Origin of the sequence: Methylophaga thalassica, from assembly GCF_030159795.1 — a bacterium.
In the GTDB taxonomy this organism is placed as follows: domain Bacteria; phylum Pseudomonadota; class Gammaproteobacteria; order Nitrosococcales; family Methylophagaceae; genus Methylophaga; species Methylophaga thalassica.
Map to the genome: position 1 here is coordinate 159,763 of NZ_BSND01000013.1, position 20,929 is coordinate 180,691.

Consider the following 20,929-nt stretch of genomic DNA (forward strand, 5'->3'; position numbering starts at 1 on the left):
CGCTTTTGTCCGACCAGTTCGCATTATCTGATACCTTTATGCTCTTTTAGGGGTATAGATATTGCTATGCGAATCAATCGTATACACGTTAATATGTTGCATTAATACGTATGTTGCAAGTGTTGTTGAGAAGCTTGCCTGTGTATAAAAGCGATAGTGGTATAAGTCACTATCGATTTTTCCCCAAGGATTGCGAGGACGCTCTTTGTGAAAAGAGCTTATATTTCATGTCGTTAAAGCGATAGCCAGTTATGTACACCAACACTTATACAAGAATGGCATTCTATAGCATACTGGCTGTGCTAGCTGTGATCTTCATCTCAGTAGCGACATTTATTAGTGAACGTTTAGATGATAATTATCGCTCTGAGCAATACGCACAGACTCAAAACTTCTTGACGGAATATCAGAACCGCCTAAGCACCGAGCTACAAACTCATATTCAACTTATTCGTGGTCTACCAAGCCTGTTTGCGGTCAATCAGCATTTAACGCAGAAACAATTTGCGGAGGCTGTCGGTTATTTGGTGAATAACGAGTCAGAAATTCGCAACATTGCTGCGGCGCCGGACATGATCATTAAGTACATGTATCCGGTGGAAGGCAATGAGCTCGCCATCGGCCTGGATTATCGTAAAGAACCTGAGCAGTTTGAGGCTGCTGACAGGGCCAGACGCACGCGTGAGCTTGTGCTGGCAGGGCCGCTTGAATTAAAGCAGGGAGGAACGGGGTTGGTGACTCGTGTACCTGTGTTCTTAAACGATGAAAATACAGGTGAAGAATATTTTTGGGGGCTCATTTCAGCAGTTATTGATGTCGATAAGTTTTTTAGTCACGTGGGTTTGAAGGATCCCATGCCGTTTAAACTGGCAATACGTGGTAAAGACAGCCTTGGTAGACAGGGTGCCGTGTTTTTTGGGGATCCGGCATTGTTTCAGCAACCGACGCTGATACAGACCCTCAAATTGCCAGAGGGAGAGTGGATACTCGCTGCCGAACCTAAAGGCGGTTGGTCAGCATTACCCCAAAATTACTGGCAGCAGGTGGTAGCGATCTATGGCATTGCTAGCATTGTTTTTTTATTGTTGGCAGCCATTATTCGCTTTGTGTTGGTGGCATCTATTGCAAACTATAAATATCGCAATCTGATTCAATCATCACCAGTGCCTTATGTGTTAATGGACAAACAACAACGAGTGACGTTTATTAACCAGGCCTTTAAAGAAACCTTCGGTTATTCGCTGGAAGATATTGAGTCTCTACCAAACTGGCGCCAATTAATTGCTCAGGTGCAGCAGCAGCGAGAAAAACTGAAGCAGGATTTTGTAACTGAAGTGACTCATATCAGCAGCATGAGCAATGCCTTTGAGATAGAAATTCAGACTAAATCAGGTAAATCGCGTGTTGTGCTGGTTAGTTCTTCAGTCGTTGAAAATACCTTTGGTGATGAAACGTTACTGGTGATATATGACATCACTGTACGTAAGGAAGCGGAAGAACAATTACGGTTTTCATCACGCGTGTTCAATCAAGCACACGAAGCGATCATGATCACTGATACCAGAGGTGTGATTACCGATGTTAATCCGGCGTTTTGTAATATCACAGGTTACAGTCGTGAAGAGGCAATAGGTCATACACCTCATTTATTGAGTTCCGGTAAACATCCTCCTGAGTTTTTTCAGAACATGTGGAAATCAATAACGGAGCATGGCTATTGGCAGGGTGAGGTCTGGAACTGTAGAAAAAATGGTGAACTATATGCTGAACTGTTAACCGTCTCTTCCTTAATGGATGATGACGGTACAACGCGACATTTTGTCGGGTTGTTTTCTGATATTACTCAGGCAAAAGAACAGCAGGATATTCTTGAGCTGATGGCGCATTACGATGTGCTGACAAAACTGCCTAACCGCGTCTTGTTTGCTGATCGTTTTTCACAAGCAGTGGCACACTGCAAACGCTCTGGCAGCATGCTGGCCATCTGTTTTGTTGATTTGGATGACTTTAAACCCGTTAATGATACTTATGGTCATGATGTGGGTGACCAACTGCTGGTCGAGGTGGCTAACCGATTAAAAAGCAATGTGCGGGAAGAAGATACGATTTCACGATTTGGTGGGGATGAATTTGCCATTATTTTTCGTGATGTTGAGTCAGTCGAAGAGTGTGAAGAGATGCTGAAACGCATTCATCAGTCGATTGCTCAACCCTACCACGTGGATGATTTACGCCTGAACATCAGTGCATCAAGCGGGGTCAGTTTTTACACTCAGGAAAATGATGATCTTGATACTTTATTGCGTCATGCTGACCAAAGTATGTATCAGGCTAAATTATCTGGGCGTAATCATTATCAATTATTCAACCCGGCCGACAATCAGTTGAATATCGAAAAACAACAGCTACTACATGATATTCGCCAGGGCTTGCAAAGCAATGAATTCCGTTTGTTTTACCAGCCTAAAGTCAATATGACGACTGGCGAGGTGTTTGGTATGGAAGCCTTGATCCGCTGGCAACATCCAACGCGTGGTTTATTAACGCCGCTGAAGTTTTTACCACTGATTGCCGACAGTGAATTAGAAATTGAAATGGGGCAGTGGGTTTTACAACAAGCGCTTCAACAACTGCAGCTATTACATCATGCTGGCTATCGCATCTCAATAAGTGTCAATATTGCTTCTTACCACTTGCAGTCGGCTTACTTTGTGGAAAATGTGGAAGCTATGCTGAATCAGTATCCGGATATCAGCACAGACTACCTACAGCTGGAAATTGTGGAAACATCCGCATTGGGTGATATCGGTGCTATCACCAAGATCATCAGAAAATGCAGAGACTCTCTTGGTGTTTCGGTCGCTTTAGATGATTTTGGCACGGGTTATTCCTCTCTGACCCATTTACGTCATTTGAATGCGGATACCATTAAGATTGATCAGAGTTTCATTCGTGACATGCTTGATGACCCTCAGGATTACACCATTGTGGATGGTGTGACCGGACTGGCGGAAGCCTTTAATCGACAGGTTATCGCGGAAGGGGTGGAAAGTGTTGAACATGGTTTGATGCTATTGCTCATCGGCTGTGAGAATGCACAAGGCTATGGTATTGCTAAGCCTATGCCGAGTGATGAAGTGCTTCCCTGGCTAGCACGTTATCATGCTGATCCTCAGTGGCTGGCTGCGGTGGACTTGCTGCTCTCTCCCAGACAAAAAGCCTTGCGTTTTTTATCTCTGACACTGGAGCGGTGGCGAAAAGTATTTTTAAGTAATTTTGATCAAAATATTGATTCTGCCATATCAACACAATGGCCGATAATGGATATTCATTACTGTCACTGTGGTACATGGATTGAACGTGTTAAAAATCAGAATCTATTTGAAGAATCCTGGCTCGATGAACTTGCGAAAACACATCGGGAATGGCACACACTGGCTACTCAAATGCGAGAGTATGCCTTAGCTGAAAAAATGTCTGATGCCATAGCTTGTGTTGAAGACTTTGAGAAGATCTATCAGCGATTATTGTTCATGATTAGCGGTATCGAGAACGATATATTTTTCATTGCAAGAGAGCCTAGTCAGAACTAACTCATCACAATTTCAGTCTCAACAGAACTTGAATGAAAAGGGTGAAACAAAATGCGGTTTTTGCTTCCAATAGTGATGTTGCTTCTCAGTGCGTGTAGTAATTTGCCTGTGGCAATAAAAGAAGCCCCTTCGCCTGATTGGCAATTGAGTCAGGTGGCTACGCAAGCAGAACAGCATAAGGGAGATAGCATTCGCTGGGGAGGACAAGTGGTGAAAGTGGAGAATGATGATAACGGTTCCACCATCCATGTCGTTCAGTTTCCACTCAACAGTTTTGGAAGACCCGATAGTGATGGTGTCAGTCAGGGCCGTTTTCTAATTCATTCAGATAGCTTTATCGACCCCTACATCTATAAAGCCGGTACATTAATCACGGTAGCGGGGATTGTTAAAAACAAAGAGACAGTCACTATCGATAAAAAATCGATGAGCTTACCGGTAGTGACGGCTACTCAATTGTATCGCTGGAGTAAGAATGATTACTCACGTGATCCTTATTGGCGAGGTCATCCGTACTATTATGACCCCTTCGCCTATGGCCCGTATTACGGGCCAGGCTTACGCCCTTCATGGCGTTATTATGATGGCTACTATTGGTAACCTTATTCGACAATCTCAATTAAGGTTTCACCGGGCGTAACGCGGTCGGCTTTTTTCACATGCAGTGCTTTTACTGTGCCAGAGATATTAGCCAGCAACTCGGTTTCCATTTTCATGGCTTCCATAACTAACAAGGCTTGGCCCGCTTCCACTTTGTCACCTTCCTGCACCAGAACATCAACAACATTGCCTGGTAGTGGTGCCGTGACATGTCCAGGATCTGTCGCTTTCTTACGACCACCAGCATTACTGCTGCTATCGTTGACATACTCGTTTAAGGCCTCGAAAGTCACTTCTTCGGGCATGCCATCAATAGAAATGTAGAATTTGCGTTTACCACCACCGACGTCACCCACACCTGTGATGGCGATATCGTAGCTTTCACCATGGACATCGACTTTAAATTCAGTGGCAATGCCTTCTTTATTATTACTGGCTTCAGTGACCGGTAATAATGGCTCTGGTTTCAAGGTACCTTCAGCACGTTGTTGCAGGAATTCACGGCCAAGATCAGGGAACATGGCAAAAGTCAGCACATCTTCTTCAGATTTCGCTAAGTCACCGATATCGGCTCTCAGCTTATTGAGCTCAGGTGATAGTGCATCAGCGGGACGAGACTCAATGACTTCTTCGTTACCAATCGCTTTTTTCTGCAATTGAGCATTAACAGGTGCGGGTGGCTGACCGTAACCTCCTTGTAAATAACGTTTCACTTCATTGGTGATCGTTTTATAACGCTCACCGGCTAACACGTTATATACCGCTTGAGTGCCCACAATTTGTGAGGTTGGGGTAACCAATGGTGGATAACCCAAATCTTCACGGACACGTGGAATCTCCGCAAATACATCACGAATCCGGTCCAATGCGTTTTGTTCTTTTAATTGGTTGGCGAGATTTGACATCATGCCGCCAGGGACCTGATTGATCTGTACTGACACATCTTCGCCAGTGAATTCACTTTCAAACTGATGGTATTTTTTGCGAACTTCGCGGAAATAGTCAGCAATTTCGGATAACAGGTTAAGATCAAGCCCGGTATCCCAGTCTGTATTACGTAAGGCTGCCACTTGCGACTCTGTGGCTGGATGACTGGTACCGCCTGCAAATGACGAAATGGCGGTATCGATACGATCCACACCTGCTTCAATTGCTTTCAGCTGACATTGTGCTGCGAGACCTGAAGTGGCGTGAGAGTGAATGACTAACGGTAGATCGACTTCCGATTTAATTGCTTTAACTAAGTCATAGGTCGGATAAGGGGCTAATAAACCGGCCATATCTTTGATGGCAATGGAGTCTGCGCCCATGTTTTGCAGATCTTTGGCCTGTTTTACGAACAATTCAGGCGTGTGAACCGGGCTGGTGGTGTAGCTTATGGTGCCTTGAGCGTGTTTACCGGCTTTTTTCACCGCTTTCATCGCGGTTTCCAGATTGCGCAGGTCATTCAGCGCATCAAAAATACGAAATACATCAATACCGTTTTCAGCCGCACGTTCGACAAAAGCACTGACCACATCGTCAGCGTAGTGACGGTAACCCAGCAGGTTTTGGCCACGTAATAACATTTGTAAACGGGTTTTAGGTAAAGCCTGTTTTAACTGTCTGAGTCTTTCCCAAGGGTCTTCTTTTAAATAACGAACACAGGCATCGAACGTCGCACCACCCCAGACTTCCAGTGACCAATAACCGACCTGATCGAGTTTGTCACAGATAGGCAGCATATCGTCAGTGCGCATACGCGTTGCAATAAGTGATTGGTGGGCATCACGCAGAATGACATCAGTAACTTCAATTTTTTTCATAAAATCTCCAGCAGTGTTTAAGGCTTACCAGCCTGCATGGGCTGCAATTGCAGTGGCCAAAGCCAGCGCCACTGCGCTGGGACGTCGTTTATTCGAATAGTTGAGTAATTCCGGATGGTTAGGCACAAAACTTGTGTCGAAATGACCAGAGCGGAAATCGGGATGATTGAGAATCTGCTTGTAATAATTCTCTGTGGTTTTAATGCCGTGCAAACGCATATCATCCAAGGCGCGTTGACCACGACTAATCGCATCTTCCCAATCCAGTGCCCAGACCACCAATTTCAGACACATGGAGTCGAAATAAGGTGGAATTTCATAACCGGTATATATTGCTGTATCAACACGTACACCCGGACCACCTGGTGCATAGTAATGCGTAATACGTCCGAAACTGGGCAGGAAATCATTTTTTGGATCTTCGGCGTTAATCCGGAACTGTAAGGCATAACCGCGATAGGCGATATCTTGCTGGCGGTAGCTTAATGGTAGGCCAGATGCGATGCGCAATTGTTCACGCACAATATCAATACCAGTAATTTGTTCGGTAATGGTGTGTTCTACCTGAACGCGGGTATTCATTTCCATGAAATACACTTCATTACCTGTCAGTAAAAACTCGACGGTACCGGCATTTTCATAATTCACTGCTTGAGCGGCTTTGACAGCAAGACCGCCGACATAATCACGTTGTTCAGGAGTGAGCTGCGGACTGGGTGCAATTTCAATCAGTTTTTGATTACGGCGTTGAATGGAACAGTCACGCTCATATAAATGCACCACATTGCCCTCGCTGTCAGCCAGTATTTGAACTTCAATATGGCGAGGGTTCACGATACATTTTTCAAGGAAGACTTCAGCCGAACCAAAAGCTTTTGTTGCTTCAGAAATGACACGTGGATATTGTTGACGCAGCTCATTGGCACTGTCACAACGGCGAATACCACGACCACCGCCGCCAGATGTGGCTTTGATCATTACCGGATAACCCACTTCTTCAGCGAGGGCTAAGGCTTCGTCTAAATCGGCTAAGTTGCCGTCAGAGCCCGGTGTAATAGGGACGCCGGCATCACGCATGCTGTCACGGGCTGCAGTTTTGTCACCCATCTTTTCGATGACGCTGGATTTCGGCCCAACGAAAGTGATGTTATTTTTTTCACATAAACGAGCAAATTCGGCATTTTCAGATAAAAAACCATAGCCTGGATGGATAGCATCGCAGCCCGTTTCAACCGCTAAGTTCACAATACGCAATGGGTCAAGATAACCGGCCAGTGGATCATCGCCGAGTGAATAGGACTCGTCTGCACGTTTTACATGTAAGGCATAACGATCGGGTTCGGTATAAATAGCAACTGAACGGATGCCCATCTCTGCACATGCGCGGACAATGCGCACGGCAATTTCACCACGATTGGCGATTAACACTTTTTTCAACATGAGCTACTCCAGATTGAATCTAGGAAATAGGCTAGAGTAATTCATACATAATGAAAAATTGATATAATTTTGATTAGTGATAAGTAATTACTTATGTATAAGGTTTCTTCATTTTTATGTCATTGACTTTACAGCAATTAATCAGTCGACTGTCTTTCCGTCAAATGCAGGTATTCCTGGCGGTATACCAACAACAAGGTTATGGAAAGGGGGCGGAGAGTTTAGGTTTGACTCAGCCAGCCGTCAGTTCACAGATCAAAAAGCTTGAGTCGGCATTAGGTCAGCCGTTATTTGAATTTGTCGGGCGTAAGCTATATTGCACTCGTGCGGGGGAGCGGGTTGCTGAACATATTGAAGCCATTTTTGAGCAAGTGGCGAGTCTGCAAAGTGATCTGCATAAGCTTGAGGGGAAACTTTCAGGTGAATTAAATCTGTGTGCGGTCAGTTCAGCTCAATACGCGGTGCCGCATTTATTACGCGGTTTTTTACAGCTGTATCCATCGGTAAACGTCAATCTGAATATTGTGAACCGAACTCAGGCGATTGAAAGGCTTAATGACAATAAAGAAGATTTGGTGATTATGGGGCTAGTCCCTAATGATCGATCGTTATCCTCTTTGCCTTTTCTCGATAATGAATTAATACCCGTGGTCCCTGTTCATCATCCGCTGGCGACAAAAAAAAATATCCATCCCCAGCAGTTTCTTGATGCGAAGTTACTGAGTCGTGAATCTGGGTCGGGCAATCGTCTGGCACTTGAGCAACACTGTCAGCAGCAGCGTTTATCACTCAATGTGACCATGCAGTTTGGCTCTAATGATGCATTGAAACATGCGGTTTTAGCGGGATTAGGTGTGGCAGTATTGCCGAGATTGAGTGTACTGTCAGAATTGCGTCTGGGCCAATTGGTGAGCCCGGTTATTAAAGGTTTTCCATTACGCCGCAGTTGGTGTCTGGTGTCACCGCAAGGCAAACATGCGACGCCTGTTACTCAGGCTTTTTTAGAATATATTCAGACTAACCTGAAAGAAATTCATCAATATTTTCAGTCACTTGATATTGTTTAGGGTTTAGTTAATAACTCGTCAATATTGATCTGGTGATTGGCCCGTTGAATTTTAGATTGCAGATAAAGATGGTTATGACGATTAGCAAAGACACCGGTGGGCCGGGTTCCATGCACCTGAATACCGGCATTTTCCAGTTGCTGGCGTTTATCCGGATTATTGGTCATGAGCATAATCTGATTAAGACCTAAGGCATTGAGGATGTCGGCCGCCGCCTGATAATCGCGTTCATCGACGTTATGGCCGAGTTTAAGGTTAGCGGTAAAGGTGTCGTGCCCCTGTTCTTGTAAGCGATAGGCATCCAGCTTTTCATAGAGGCCAATGCCTCGGCCTTCCTGACGCAGATACAATAAATAACCACCTTCTTTATTAAACAAACTCAAGGCTTCCTGCAATTGCGGTCCACAATCGCAGCGTGCTGAACCCAATGCATCACCTGTGACACATTCTGAGTGCAATCTCACTAATGGGTGCTGTGGATCCGGGCTGCCGAGTTTTAACGCAAAATGTTCTTTGTCATCTGCTAAACCTGAAAAACTATACATTTCTGCCATTGCTTCACTGCCATCAGCCAGAATGATCGGCAACTGAACAGTTGTCCGAATCGCCACGGCTGACGTGTCTCTGGAAGATTGAAAACAGTGTTTAATTCGTCTGAGCAACGCAGTGAATAGGTTAGGGCGGTTTGTGTTCACAATGTAAGGCAACGTTAAATAAAGCAATCGGCAATTTTACTGCATCTGACTCTTTTTAAGAATAATTTATTGAAATAACGGAAGGTTTTCCCGCTCTGCCATAGCCAGGACGATCATCAGATTGAAATATCTCTGACGCATACTAAGGGATCGGCAAATAAACATGATGAGGCGTTTTGCGTGCAACAAATCAAGCAAACAGAGCATATATTCCATTTAATTTATGACTTGCTGAATCGTCAGGAACTAGTAGAAACCCTGACAATGCGACAAGAGAATAAAGGTAAACAGGCTCTGGTCGAATTGCTCACCGTAAAACAATATCAAGGTGAAATTCAGCAACTGTTAAATCGCTTACATCCATACGATATTGCGAACTTGCTTGAGCAATTACCGCCTGTGCAACGTTCTTTTATATGGCAACTGCTTGATAGCGAACATATGGGGGCCGTATTGCTCGAGTTATCCGACAGTTTACGGCAAACATTATTAGCAGAATTAAACCCGACTGATTTAATTCGGGCGGCATCGCATCTTGATACCGATGAGATTGCGGATTTAATGCAGGAATTACCGGATGACGTCGGCCATAGTGTTTTATCTTCATTACCAGAACAGCAGCGTGAAAATGTCCAGTCCACCTTACTTTTTCCTGAAGAAAGTGTCGGTGCATGGATGGAATATGACTTTACCGTGGTATTTGATCATCAAACCTTAGATCAAGTGTTACGTGAATTACGGCAGAAAGGGAAGTTACCCGATGAGTCGGGTTTTATTCTGGTGATTAACTCGGCAGGTTTATTTCAGGGATTGTTGCTTGTCTCGGATTTATTAATCAAATCTGGTGAGTTGCGGGTGGCAGACAGTATGTTGAAACAAGTCCATATTTTTCATACCACCGACTCTGCTGATGAAGCAGCACGTGATTTTGAGCGTTATGAACTATTGGTTGCCCCGGTCATTAATGCGCATCAGAAACTGGTTGGCGTATTGCGCGTCAGCTCTTTGATGGATTTACTGGAAGAACAGTCCCAGCGTCAGTTTCTGGCTCAAGCCGGTTTATCGAAAGAAGAAAATCTGTTTGACCCGATGATGAAGTCAGCAAAAAACCGCTGGCCTTGGATTGCGCTTAATTTGGTGATTGTATTGATTGCTTCGCGTGTGATTGATCAGTTCCAGACCACCATCAGCAGTATGGTGGCGCTAGCTGCATTATTGCCAATCACGGCGAATATTGGTGGTAATACGGGTAATCAGGTGGTGGCATTAGTGATTCGTGGTCTGGCATTAAAACAACTTGATGCTAATAATCTGCGGCGTCTATATATAAAAGAGTTTTCCGTGGCTGCTGTTAACGGTTTGATATGGGGAAGTCTGACCGGATTGTTAACCTTATTTTTGTATCACAACCTGGGTTTAGCTTTTGTGATGATGCTAGCGATGTCATGTACGATGGTGTTGGCGGCATTAATTGGGGTCAGTATTCCATTGATTTTAAAAAAGCTGAAACAGGATCCGGTGCTGGGCAGCAGCATTATTACCACCGGAATGACCGATACTCTGGGGTTTCTGATATTTCTAAGCCTGGCTTCTTTGCTTTTACCGACGTGAATGAAAGGTGGATATTTTATCTGCACTCAGGAAAATCCTGAGTGATCAAAAGAAAAATACGCTATTGCGATTTGTTACAGGCTCGTAATATAGGAACCGTACTAACAAACACAAAGCGAGGTGATTATCATGTGGACTAAACCAGAATATTCAGACATGCGTTTCGGTTTCGAAGTAACTATGTACATCTGCAACAGATAATAGTTTCTCAAATCGAGAGCAAAAAAGCCCCACTAGTTGGGGCTTTTTTTATGCCTGTAGAAAATTATCTACGTAAATTTCCTGATATACATGAATTCAGATAGACCCTAAGCTGAGCATCAGTTTCTGCATGATGAAGACAGGGTGGTTTTATGCTCAAGGTTGGCACAGTCAAACAAATCTGGCGGTATCCGGTCAAAGGGATGGCGGGAGAACAGCTTGAACAAGGTTATTTAGGCGAAAATGGTTTAACCGGTGATCGTATCTGGGCATTGCAGGATACACAGCGGCAGGAAATTCAAAGCTGTAAGTTTCGGCCTCAATTATTGCGTTGCAGTGCGAAGTGCCGGCGTGGTGACGCGAGCGGACCCGACGATCAGGTCGATATTACTTTTCCTGACGGCGCAGTGATTGGCAGTGATGAGCCGCAGGTGAATCAGTTGCTGACTCTGTTGACCGGGTTTGATTCTACTCTGCAGCCGCTTAAACCCATTGAAGAACAGGATTTCTACAAACGTTATAAACAAGACGATCATACTTGGCTGGAAGAATTAAAAGCCACGTTTGATCGGGAACCGGGAGAAGCCTTGCCGGATTTGGATAACTTGCCTGAGCAAGCTCAGGAATATGTGTCCTTACCCGGCACATTTTTCCTAGTCACGCCTTTTCATCTGCTCACCACGGCAACACTCGATTATATGAAACAGCTTAAACCCGAGTCTGATTGGGCTGTGGAACGCTTTCGTCCCAATATTGTTATTGAAACCTTACCGGGGATGGAAGGCTTGGTTGAACAGGCCTGGTTAGATAAAACGATTCAGATTGGTCAGACTTATGTGCAATGTTGTGGCACAACACCACGTTGTGGAGCGATCACCCGACAACAGCGCCATATTCCCACAGATACAGGCATGCTTCGAACCATTGTGAAGCAGGCTGATCAGAATCTGGGCGTTTATGGTGTGATTGCTGAAGCCGGTGTAATCCAGATTGGTGATGAGGTTTTCGTTAAATGATGCGCTTCACAGCCCATTATTTTTCAACAAAAGCACGCTCGATTACATAGTCGCCAGGCACACCGATACGAGGGGAAACCACAAATCCTCTTTCGTCTAATAATGCCGCTGTGTCATTTAACATTTGTGGGCTACCACAGATCATCGCTCTGTCGTGGGCAGGATCAAGCGGCGGTAAGCCAATATCTTCAAACAGTTTGCCACTGGTAATCAGATCCGTCAGTCGCCCCTCATTTCGGAAGGGTTCACGTGTCACGGTGGGATAATAGATCAACTTCTCTCTGACCACCTCACCAAAGAATTCATTCTCAGGTAATTCTTTTTCAATAAAGTCGGCATAGGCCAGCTCACTAAGATAACGCACCCCATGTACCAGAATAATTTTTTCAAAGCGGTCATAGGCTTCAATATCCTGAATCACGCTGAGAAAAGGTGCGAGTCCGGTGCCGGTTGAAAACAAATACAGGTTTTTGCCCGGTTTGAGATCATGAACCACTAAGGTGCCCGTTGGTTTTTTACTGACCAGCACTTCATCACCTACCTGTAAATGTTGCAGGCGTGAGGTGAGTGGCCCGTTGGGGACTTTGATGCTGAAAAATTCCAGATTTTCATCATAATTCGGGCTGGCAATACTGTAAGCACGAACTAATGGCTTATTGTCGACCTCAAGGCCAATCATCACAAATTGACCATTTTCAAAACGCAGACCCGGATCACGAGTCGTTTTGAAGCTAAACAGATTGTCATCCCAGTGATGTACGCTTAATACGCGTTCGCTTGCAAATGTACTCATCGTTATCTCTTTTTATGAAAGGGCATTGGTTAAAGTTGGCACGGCATCAAACAAATCAGCGACCAAACCGTAGTCAGCCACTTGGAAAATCGGTGCGTCAGGATCCTGGTTGATGGCAACCACAATCCGGCTGTCTTTCATACCGGCCGTGTGTTGCACCGCACCAGATACGCCGACAGCAAAATACAGTTCAGGCGCTACAGTCACACCTGTTTGACCGACCTGAATTTCATTCGGTGCATAACCGGCATCTACCGCTGCTCTGGTTGCGCCCAGTGCCGCACCGAGTTTTTCAGCCAATGGATTAAGTAAGGCATCAAATTTTTCTGCACTGCCTAATGAGCGTCCGCCTGATACCACCACTTTGGCCGAGTTCAGAGCAGGTCTGTCTGACTCAATACGTGACTCGCTGATCCAGCGTGTTTTAGTGAAAGGCGCTACTGCTGTAATAGTCGTTATTTCAGCCTGGCCATTTAATTCAGCCGCGGCAAACTTGCTGCCACGCACTGTCAGAATTTGGCGTGTATCACGACTTTGTATAGTGGTGTGTACATTACCGGCGTAGATAGCACGCAGGTAACGATTGTCAGATTGAATGTCCAATACATCGGATATCATCGCTACATCATTGAGTGCCGCTACTCGAGGTAAAACATTGCGACTAAATGAAGAATGGGCAGCAATAAGGACCTGATAATCAGTGATTATCGAGTTAATCTGATTGCTGACATCTTCTGCGATCGGATGGGCAAACTGCTGCGCATCGACATGTAATACTCGACTGACGCCATGAATCGTGGCGGCCTGTTCAGCAATCTTTTCAGATTGGTGGCCTAAAACTAACAGGTGAACCGGCTGTCCCCAAGATTGAGCTGCAGTCACAGCATGACGAACGTCGTTATGTAGTTGCTGACCATTATGTTCTGCTAAGACTAATGTGCTCATAGTTCAATTCCTTCTTTTGCGCGTAGTTGCTGCAATAAAGCATCCACACTATCGACTTTGATGCCAGGCTTACGTGCAGGTGGTTCTGCCACCTGTAATAAAGACAATCTGGTGCTGAGATCTGATACCAGATCTGCAGCCACGAGTGTTTCAATGGGTTTTTTCCTCGCCTGCATCAGGTTCGGTAATTTGACGAAACGGGGATCATTCAAGCGTAAGTCCGCCGTGACCACCGCCGGCAACTGCAAGGCCAGTGTTTCCGTACCGCCATCTACTTCACGAGTGACGATGGCTTCATTAGCTTCAATGTCTAAAGCCGAGGCGAACGTGCCCTGAGGGTAATTCAATAATGCGGCAAGCATTTGCCCTGCCTGCCCGGCATCATCGTCAACGGCTTGTTTGCCCAGAATAATCAGGTCTGGCTGTTCCTGTTCTACGAGGCCTTTTAATAGTTTGGCGACTTCCAGAGATTGCACTTCAGCCTCATGTTCGACTAAGACGGCACGATCTACCCCCATTGCCAGTGCATGACGAAGCACATCCTGATTAGCGGCTGAGCCTATCGATACAGCAACAATCTCAGTGGCTTTTCCCTGTTCTTTCAGGCGAATAGCTTGTTCAATCGCATTTTCATCAAAAGGATTGGCACTCATTTTGACGCCGTCGATATCCACATTGGAACCATCGGCTTTGATGCCGACCTTGATGTTGTAATCCACTACACGTTTTATCGCGACTAAAATTTTCATCACATTTCCTCTTAAGGTTTGCTGAGCATTTTATAGTGGCGTACAATATTTGTTAAATTGATTATTTAGATATTATCTATCTAATAAATAGATATGCAAAAACATGAAATTCAGTCTAAGACAACTTGAAATTTTTGTTGCCGTCAGTCGAACAGGCAGTGTGTCCAAAGCCGCTCAGGCTGTGTTTCTTTCACAGTCTGCAGCGAGTACGGCGCTGGCGGAATTTGAGAAACAATATAATGTGCAGCTGTTTGACCGAGTTGGTAAGTCCTTACGAATTAACCAGGCAGGTCAGCAATTGTTACCGCATGCCGTGGAGTTATTAGACCGCGCCCAGGAGATTCATAACCTGATGGAAGGTCATGCCGGTTACGGTCTGATGAAAATCGGCGCGACATTGACCATTGGCAATTATTTGGCGACGTTGTTGGTTGCCGAGTTTTTACATGAGCATGACGATAGTCGTATTGAGCTGCAGGTTCACAACACCAAAACTATCATTGAGCAAATTGCGAATCATGAACTTGATCTTGGTCTGATCGAAGGCGGCTGTCATCATCCGGATATTGAGGTGGAAACCTGGATTGCTGATGAATTAGTGGTGTTTTGTGCTCCGCAGCATCCGCTGGCAACGAAGAAAAAAGTCACTATGCAGCAGTTACTGGCCGAGCCGTGGATTTTACGGGAGAAAGGGTCGGGCACACGTGAGACCTTTGATCGTGCTTTTCATAATTACCATTCTCAGCTCAATATTCGTCTGGAGTTGGAGCATACCGAAGCGGTGAAACGTACGGTGGAATCGGGTTTAGGCATCGGCTGTATTTCTCGTTTGGCATTAAAAGATGCTTTCCGCCGTGGCAGTTTAGTGCCGGTGAATACACCCGCCTTAGATTTGGGGCGGTACTTTTATTTTCTCTGGCATAAGCAGAAATATCAGACCACTGGCATGCGTGAGTTTTTGGCTTTGTGTAAATCAATTACCGCCGATGTCTCTCGTAGTGACGAGGTCAATTTAACGCGAATAATTAAGGAATAAATCATGCAACGTGATGTAATGAATTATGACTTATTGATTGTCGGGGCTGGGCCAGCAGGGCTGGCTGCGGCTATCCGGTTTAAACAATTAGCCAATGATGCAGGAAAAGAGCTCAGCGTCTGTGTGTTGGAAAAAGCGGCAGAAGTCGGTGCACAAATTGTGTCTGGCGCGGTGATTGATCCCATCGCTTTAAATGAGCTGATACCGGATTGGAAAGAAAAGGGCGCACCATTAAAAACACCCGTAAGCGATGATAAGTTTCAGTTTATGACGGGCAATAAAGCCTGGACGATTCCCCACTGGCTGATGCCGCCCTTGATGAAAAATAATGGTAACTATATCGGTAGTCTGGGTGAACTATGCAGTTGGTTAGCCGAGCAGGCTGAACAGCTCGGTGTGGAAATATATGCCGGATTTTCTGCACAAGAAGCCTTATATGATGAGGAAGGTAATCTGATTGGCGTCATTACCGGAGACATGGGTAGAGATGCCCAGGGTCAAGAAACAGCACAGTTTGTTGACGGCATTGAAATTCAGGCGCCTTTTACTTTTATTGCAGAGGGAGCCAGAGGGTCGCTGGCCCGTCAGTTAGAGTCACATTTCAAGTTGCGAGATGAAAACCGACCAGCCAAGTTCGGCTTAGGTATAAAAGAAATCTGGCGTATTCCAGAACAGCAACATCAGCCAGGTTATGTGAGTCATAGTTTTGGTTGGCCATTATCTGACGATACCGGCGGTGGGGCATTTGTGTATCACTACGGTGAGCAATTAGTGTCTATCGGGATGGTGGTGCATTTAGATTACAGCAACCCTTACCTGTCTCCTTTTGAAGAATTTCAACGGTTTAAAACTCATCCGGAGATACGGTCGATGTTATCGGGTGGTAAGCGTCTTAGTTATGGCGCCAGAGCGATTAGTGAAGGTGGTTTGCAATCTCTGCCCGATCTGATTTTTCCGGGCGGTGCATTTATCGGTTGCAGCGCGGGTATGGTGAATGTAGCCAAGATTAAAGGCAGCCATAATGCGATGAAATCTGGCATGTTAGCAGCAGAAGCCGCTTTTGATTATTTTGCTGCCGAGAGTGAAGGTGGTAAGCGTTTACTTATGGAATATCCCATTAAGTTAAATGACTCATGGGTTTGGAAAGAGCTGGAAAAGGTACGCAACTTTAAACCATTATTGTCACGCTTTGGTAATTTGGTAGGCGGCGCATTGGCTGGCGTTGAGCTGTGGTTAAGCGCTTTACATATTAAGTTTCCATGGACCTTAAAGCACCAGCAAGCCGACCACGACAGTCTTAAGCCAAAAAGCCAGGCGGAAAAAATTGACTACCCGAAACCGGATGGTGAACTGACCTTTGATCGGCTGTCGTCAATCGACTTAAGCAATATTGTTCATGATGATAATCAACCTTGCCATCTGCAGTTAAAAGACAAAACGGTACCGATCAGGATTAACCTCACTAACTATGATGCACCAGAGCAACGTTATTGCCCGGCCGGGGTGTATGAAATTATCGAGCAGGCAGGTGAACCCTCATTACAGATTAATGCTCAGAACTGCATACACTGCAAAACCTGTGATATCAAAGATCCAACCCAGAATATCTTCTGGGTGCCACCAGAAGGTGGTAGTGGGCCAGTATATAAAGGCATGTAAGGGTGATACTGACTGACACCAACAGAATAAGAGGATGATGTGATGGCGGAAAATGATGCAAATCCAGAAATGGATGAAAAAACCTATGAGTTAGCTCAGCTGGTGTTTCAGTTAGTGCGCGATGGCAAAGCGGACGAGTTAAAGAAATCACTGGAAATGGGCTTGCCGGTGAATATCCGAACTGGCAACGGCGATAGTTTGTTGATGTTAGCCAGTTACAACGGTCACTACGACATGACAAAACTATTATTGGCGCATGGTGCCGACCCAGAACTTGCCAATGATCGTCAGCAAACACCGTTAGCTGGCGTGGCCTTTAAAGGCTACAAAGACATTGCTGAGTTATTGATTGAGCATGGGGCTAATGTCAATGCGACCACACCGGATGGCAAAACCGCACTGATGTTTGCTGCGATGTTTAACCAACTCGAAGTGGTGGAGTGTCTTCTGACGCATGGGGCTGATGCCAGTATGATGACGGATGAGGGCAAAACAGCCTTAATGTTGGCTGATGCCATGGGGGCTGCTGACACCCGGGAACGGCTCAGAAATGCCTGATACGCTTTGCCTGGCAAGTAGAGATAAATTGGTGCAGCGAACTGAATTGTGTACTATTAATTTATCCCATCAAGTAAAGAATGATTCCGATGTCATCAGTTAAGACGTTTCTGTTTCGTCACCGCCGCCTGATTATTAGCCTGCTGAGTTTGAGCGTGATTTACACGCTAGCGGGTTTTTATCTGCTGCCCTGGCTGGCTGAAAAGCAGTTGAAAAGTACATTGGCTCAACGCTTACACCTGCAGGCTCAAGTGCAGGAGATACGTTTTAATCCCTATACTTTCGAATTAAGTGTGACGGGATTGGATATTAAAACCAAAGAAAATGAGCCGCTTGCAGCATGGGACTCGGTTTATATCAATGTTGAACCGAGCCAGTTAGTTAAACGCAATATTCTTATTCGTAACATTGATATTGATGGTGTTAACCTCTATTTCGAGCGTGATTCAGATACAGAAAATACGCTGACAAAGTTAGCCACTACATGGCAGGAAACCGCTCCAGAGCAGGATGCTGAACCCACTTCCACTGAGCAAGCGGTTTCAGAAGAAGGTGAGCCGCTATTTAATGTCGTTTTAGATACGCTGAGTTTTGAAGAGGGTCAGCTGCATTATGTCGATAATGTGCCAGCCGAAACGTTTAAAACGGAACTGTCACCCATTAATTTCCAATTAAAGAATTTTTCTACCAAAGCAGGTGAGACAGCAAACACCCGCTTAGCTATTGCGCTTGAAGATAAAGCCAACTTAACCATAGCAGGTGATTTTTCCTTATCGCCACTGAGCCTATCGGGTCAGCTCAGCTTAAGTCAGTTTAACCTGCAGACACCGTATCGTTATTTTAAAGCGCAGTTACCTGTTGAGTTAAAGCAGGGGCTGGTGGATATTAAACTTGACTACGATTTGAACCTGGCTGGAGAACAGCCCAACGTCGATATTAACAACACCACTATTCAGCTTTCTAAGCTGGATGTATATCAGCCGGGCATCACCAAATCGTTAATCACTGACGGTCAGTTAAACGTTGAGAACGGGCATTATCAATATCCGGAAAATCAATTAACGATGGATAATGTCGTGGTGAGCAATGCCAAACTGGCTGCTTTGCATAACAAACAGGGCGAGATTAACTGGTTGCAACTCATCGAAGCCTTGCCCAAATCTGACACCGAAGAGACAGCGTCGTCAGAAGAGACACCCGCATTCAAATTAGCGATTGCTGAAGTCGAACTGAAAGATGTTGCTCTGTCTATTGAAGACCAGCAGCCGGAATTAGCCTCAAATATCACATTAAATCTGGCGGCCAGCCTGAAGAATCTGAGTTTGGCAGATAATCAGAAAATGCCATTTACCAGCCGTATTAAAGTCGGTTCTGGTGGTGAGCTATCTGCTGATGGTGAGCTGCAGCTATTCCCTGTGCTGACGGTGACAGCAGACACGAAAGTCGACCAGCTATCATTGAAACCGCTGCAGCCTTATATCCATGAATATGCCTATGTCAGCCTGCAGGATGGGCAGATATCCGCCAATGCTTCACTCAAAAGTAATACCGATGATGCTTTATTGGTCAAAGGCGACTTAGCCTTATCCTCACTGCAGATAGATAATCAAAACCTGAAAGAGAAACTGTTCAGTCTGGAGAAATTATCCGTTAACACCATCGATTTTTCTCTGAAAAATAAAGACTTGGCAATTTCAGATATTGAAGTCAATAAGTTGTATAGCCGTATCTTTATTAATCAACAAGGCGTGACTAATTTACGTATGTTGTTAAAAGAGCAGCCGACTAAAACAACAGCGACCACCGCTGAAACTAAAGCTAAAGATGACCCTTACAAAGTGTCGATTGGACAGGTGAGCATTAAAGACGCCAGTTCACGCTTTACCGATGAAAGTCTACCGATTGTATTTGATACCCAAATGCGTTCGCTGGATGGTGAAATCAGCGGTTTTTCAACTCAATCTGATCAAGCCGTCGAGTTGAATCTGGAAGGTCAGGTACAAGAGTTTGGCATGGTCGAAATCAAAGGCAGTTTGGCACCGTTTAATATTACGGAGAAAAGTAATGTGGCGATGTCATTCAGCAATCTCGACTTACCAGCGATGAGTCCGTACACCATCAAATTTGCCGGAAGAAAAATTGCTGATGGCCGTGCGGATGTGAAACTCAATTATGCCATTCAGGATGGATCATTAAATGCCACTAACAGTCTGGTGATTCGTGATATTCGTTTAGGTGAACGCGTGGAATCGCCGAATGCAGTGGATTTACCCTTGGATCTGGCGGTGGCCTTATTAAAAAACAGTGATGGAGTGATTGATTTAAGTATTCCGGTGACCGGAGATGTGAACAATCCTCAGTTTGAGATGGGGCCGGCCATACGAAAAGCCATTTTTAATGCGATTCGTAATATTGTGACCTCGCCTTTCCGTTTCCTGGCTAACCTGATCGGAGGCGATGATCAGCCGGTGAGTGATATTCGTTTTGCTGCCGGACGAGCGGAGCTGACACCCCCACAAAAAGAAGCCTTATTAAAACTCACAGAAGCCCTGGCACAACGCCCACAATTAACGCTGGAAATTCCTGCACCCTATGCAGAAAGTATTGATCGTCAGCAACTTCAGTTAAAAGCGGTGGAACAGGACATCGATACAGGTTTAAAACAAACGGATGCTGAACAGCAATTATTAGAACGTCGGAAAACCGTATTAGAGCGTTTGTATACGGAACAAGCTATAAGCCCTGACTTATCGGTGCTGAAACTGGAGCTGATGGCTAAAAATACGGCGGCTGATGACCAAGATCCATCTATTGATCTACTCGCCTATAACAGCAAACTCAAAACCGCTTTAGTCGCCAAAAAAACGGTTTCTGAAGCCGATCTGAAGCAGCTCGCACAAGCCAGACAAGATGCCGTGATGGCCTATATCAAACAGCAGGCAAAACTCAGTGATGCGCAGCTGCATGCTGATGCTATCAGCGCGATTAAGGCCAAAGACGAGGAAGTCGTGATGCGCTTTGATTTGCGCTCGCAATAAATCAAACACGACAGAGACGAGAATTGTAGAGCGATTTACAGGCTTAAAAGCTGACTTAGAAGATGTCTATGCCACGTTCCATACGGCATCCTGTTAAAGTATGCACTGTTATTAATAGCCTGT

At 45.2% G+C, this 20,929-nt stretch carries 16 protein-coding genes; 10 read left to right on the top strand and 6 right to left on the bottom strand.

Translation table 11 applies throughout. The features are described from left to right. The first annotated feature begins 251 nt into the window (after nt 1-251). Together QQL60_RS13635 and QQL60_RS13640 are read left to right on the top strand one after the other, a co-directional pair. Complete coding sequence (locus QQL60_RS13635) at nt 252-3,593, top strand: EAL domain-containing protein (protein WP_284723624.1); 3,342 nt, start codon at nt 252-254, stop codon at nt 3,591-3,593. 51 nt (nt 3,594-3,644) lie between these two features. Beyond that, the gene (locus QQL60_RS13640; RefSeq protein ID WP_284723625.1) at nt 3,645-4,193 is read left to right on the top strand and encodes a Slp family lipoprotein; all 549 of its coding nucleotides are present in this window, start codon (nt 3,645-3,647) and stop codon (nt 4,191-4,193) included. Nucleotides 4,194-4,195: 2 nt separating this feature from the next. Here QQL60_RS13640 and oadA read toward each other — a convergent pair whose 3' ends face one another. Together oadA and QQL60_RS13650 are read right to left on the bottom strand one after the other, a co-directional pair. After that, the gene (gene oadA, locus QQL60_RS13645; protein ID WP_007144325.1) at nt 4,196-5,998 is read right to left on the bottom strand and encodes a sodium-extruding oxaloacetate decarboxylase subunit alpha; all 1,803 of its coding nucleotides are present in this window, start codon (nt 5,996-5,998) and stop codon (nt 4,196-4,198) included. 24 nt (nt 5,999-6,022) lie between these two features. Further along, nucleotides 6,023-7,438: an acetyl-CoA carboxylase biotin carboxylase subunit gene (locus tag QQL60_RS13650; RefSeq protein ID WP_007144326.1), complete on the bottom strand. Its 1,416-nt coding sequence runs from the start codon at nt 7,436-7,438 to the stop codon at nt 6,023-6,025. Nucleotides 7,439-7,554: 116 nt separating this feature from the next. On the opposite strand from QQL60_RS13650, the gene QQL60_RS13655 reads away from it, so the two are divergent. Beyond that, nucleotides 7,555-8,505, top strand: a complete 951-nt coding sequence (locus QQL60_RS13655; RefSeq protein ID WP_284723626.1) for a LysR family transcriptional regulator — start codon at nt 7,555-7,557, stop codon at nt 8,503-8,505. Here the strand turns inward: QQL60_RS13655 and QQL60_RS13660 are convergent. Continuing rightward, the gene (locus QQL60_RS13660) at nt 8,502-9,116 is read right to left on the bottom strand and encodes a GTP cyclohydrolase II (protein WP_007144328.1); all 615 of its coding nucleotides are present in this window, start codon (nt 9,114-9,116) and stop codon (nt 8,502-8,504) included. The two genes, QQL60_RS13655 and QQL60_RS13660, sit on opposite strands and share 4 nt — an antisense overlap. 264 nt (nt 9,117-9,380) lie before the next feature. On the opposite strand from QQL60_RS13660, the gene mgtE reads away from it, so the two are divergent. The 3 genes from mgtE (at nt 9,381) to QQL60_RS13675 (ending at nt 12,028) form a co-directional block, all read left to right on the top strand. Beyond that, entirely contained in the window at nt 9,381-10,811 is a 1,431-nt protein-coding gene (gene mgtE / locus QQL60_RS13665) for a magnesium transporter (protein WP_284723627.1), read from the top strand. Nucleotides 10,812-10,940: 129 nt separating this feature from the next. Further along, on the top strand, nt 10,941-11,012 hold the full coding sequence (gene pqqA, locus QQL60_RS13670; protein WP_081443609.1) for a pyrroloquinoline quinone precursor peptide PqqA: 72 nt from the start codon (nt 10,941-10,943) through the stop codon (nt 11,010-11,012). Between the two features lie 152 nt (nt 11,013-11,164). After that, complete coding sequence (locus QQL60_RS13675; protein WP_284723628.1) at nt 11,165-12,028, top strand: MOSC domain-containing protein; 864 nt, start codon at nt 11,165-11,167, stop codon at nt 12,026-12,028. A gap of 16 nt (nt 12,029-12,044) precedes the next feature. Here the strand turns inward: QQL60_RS13675 and QQL60_RS13680 are convergent, their stop codons facing one another. From QQL60_RS13680 to QQL60_RS13690, 3 genes are read right to left on the bottom strand one after another with little or no spacing between them, the layout of a single operon-like run. Next, nucleotides 12,045-12,821, bottom strand: coding sequence for a ferredoxin--NADP reductase (locus QQL60_RS13680; protein WP_284723629.1), 777 nt, complete (start codon nt 12,819-12,821; stop codon nt 12,045-12,047). Nucleotides 12,822-12,833: 12 nt separating this feature from the next. Further along, nucleotides 12,834-13,766 carry an electron transfer flavoprotein subunit alpha/FixB family protein gene (locus QQL60_RS13685; protein WP_007144332.1) on the bottom strand — a complete coding sequence of 311 codons (933 nt, stop codon included), beginning with the start codon at nt 13,764-13,766 and terminating at the stop codon, nt 12,834-12,836. Next, nucleotides 13,763-14,515, bottom strand: coding sequence for an electron transfer flavoprotein subunit beta/FixA family protein (locus QQL60_RS13690; RefSeq protein ID WP_284723630.1), 753 nt, complete (start codon nt 14,513-14,515; stop codon nt 13,763-13,765). The genes QQL60_RS13685 and QQL60_RS13690 overlap by 4 nt, the downstream gene beginning before the upstream one ends. Before the next feature lie 103 nt (nt 14,516-14,618). On the opposite strand from QQL60_RS13690, the gene QQL60_RS13695 reads away from it, so the two are divergent. From QQL60_RS13695 to QQL60_RS13710, 4 genes are all read left to right on the top strand, one after another. After that, nucleotides 14,619-15,551: a LysR family transcriptional regulator gene (locus tag QQL60_RS13695; protein WP_007144334.1), complete on the top strand. Its 933-nt coding sequence runs from the start codon at nt 14,619-14,621 to the stop codon at nt 15,549-15,551. A gap of 3 nt (nt 15,552-15,554) precedes the next feature. Further along, complete coding sequence (locus QQL60_RS13700; protein ID WP_284723631.1) at nt 15,555-17,210, top strand: electron transfer flavoprotein-ubiquinone oxidoreductase; 1,656 nt, start codon at nt 15,555-15,557, stop codon at nt 17,208-17,210. A 42-nt stretch (nt 17,211-17,252) separates the two neighbouring features. Further along, nucleotides 17,253-17,768, top strand: coding sequence for an ankyrin repeat domain-containing protein (locus QQL60_RS13705; RefSeq protein ID WP_007144336.1), 516 nt, complete (start codon nt 17,253-17,255; stop codon nt 17,766-17,768). Nucleotides 17,769-17,857: 89 nt separating this feature from the next. Further along, the gene (locus QQL60_RS13710; protein ID WP_284723632.1) at nt 17,858-20,806 is read left to right on the top strand and encodes a DUF748 domain-containing protein; all 2,949 of its coding nucleotides are present in this window, start codon (nt 17,858-17,860) and stop codon (nt 20,804-20,806) included. Nucleotides 20,807-20,929: the final 123 nt, after the last annotated feature.

What these genes read in the sequence shown, in the direction of transcription:
- QQL60_RS13650 (WP_007144326.1), bottom strand. Translation starts at nt 7,438, where the DNA reads ATGTTGAAAAAAGTGTTAATCGCCAATCGTGGTGAAATTGCCGTGCGC.
- QQL60_RS13640 (WP_284723625.1), top strand. Translation starts at nt 3,645, where the DNA reads ATGCGGTTTTTGCTTCCAATAGTGATGTTGCTTCTCAGTGCGTGTAGT.
- QQL60_RS13655 (WP_284723626.1), top strand. Translation starts at nt 7,555, where the DNA reads ATGTCATTGACTTTACAGCAATTAATCAGTCGACTGTCTTTCCGTCAA.
- QQL60_RS13710 (WP_284723632.1), top strand. Translation starts at nt 17,858, where the DNA reads ATGTCATCAGTTAAGACGTTTCTGTTTCGTCACCGCCGCCTGATTATT.
- QQL60_RS13695 (WP_007144334.1), top strand. Translation starts at nt 14,619, where the DNA reads ATGAAATTCAGTCTAAGACAACTTGAAATTTTTGTTGCCGTCAGTCGA.
- QQL60_RS13675 (WP_284723628.1), top strand. Translation starts at nt 11,165, where the DNA reads ATGCTCAAGGTTGGCACAGTCAAACAAATCTGGCGGTATCCGGTCAAA.
- oadA (WP_007144325.1), bottom strand. Translation starts at nt 5,998, where the DNA reads ATGAAAAAAATTGAAGTTACTGATGTCATTCTGCGTGATGCCCACCAA.
- QQL60_RS13685 (WP_007144332.1), bottom strand. Translation starts at nt 13,766, where the DNA reads ATGAGCACATTAGTCTTAGCAGAACATAATGGTCAGCAACTACATAAC.
- QQL60_RS13700 (WP_284723631.1), top strand. Translation starts at nt 15,555, where the DNA reads ATGCAACGTGATGTAATGAATTATGACTTATTGATTGTCGGGGCTGGG.
- QQL60_RS13635 (WP_284723624.1), top strand. Translation starts at nt 252, where the DNA reads ATGTACACCAACACTTATACAAGAATGGCATTCTATAGCATACTGGCT.
- QQL60_RS13690 (WP_284723630.1), bottom strand. Translation starts at nt 14,515, where the DNA reads ATGAAAATTTTAGTCGCGATAAAACGTGTAGTGGATTACAACATCAAG.
- QQL60_RS13705 (WP_007144336.1), top strand. Translation starts at nt 17,253, where the DNA reads ATGGCGGAAAATGATGCAAATCCAGAAATGGATGAAAAAACCTATGAG.
- QQL60_RS13680 (WP_284723629.1), bottom strand. Translation starts at nt 12,821, where the DNA reads ATGAGTACATTTGCAAGCGAACGCGTATTAAGCGTACATCACTGGGAT.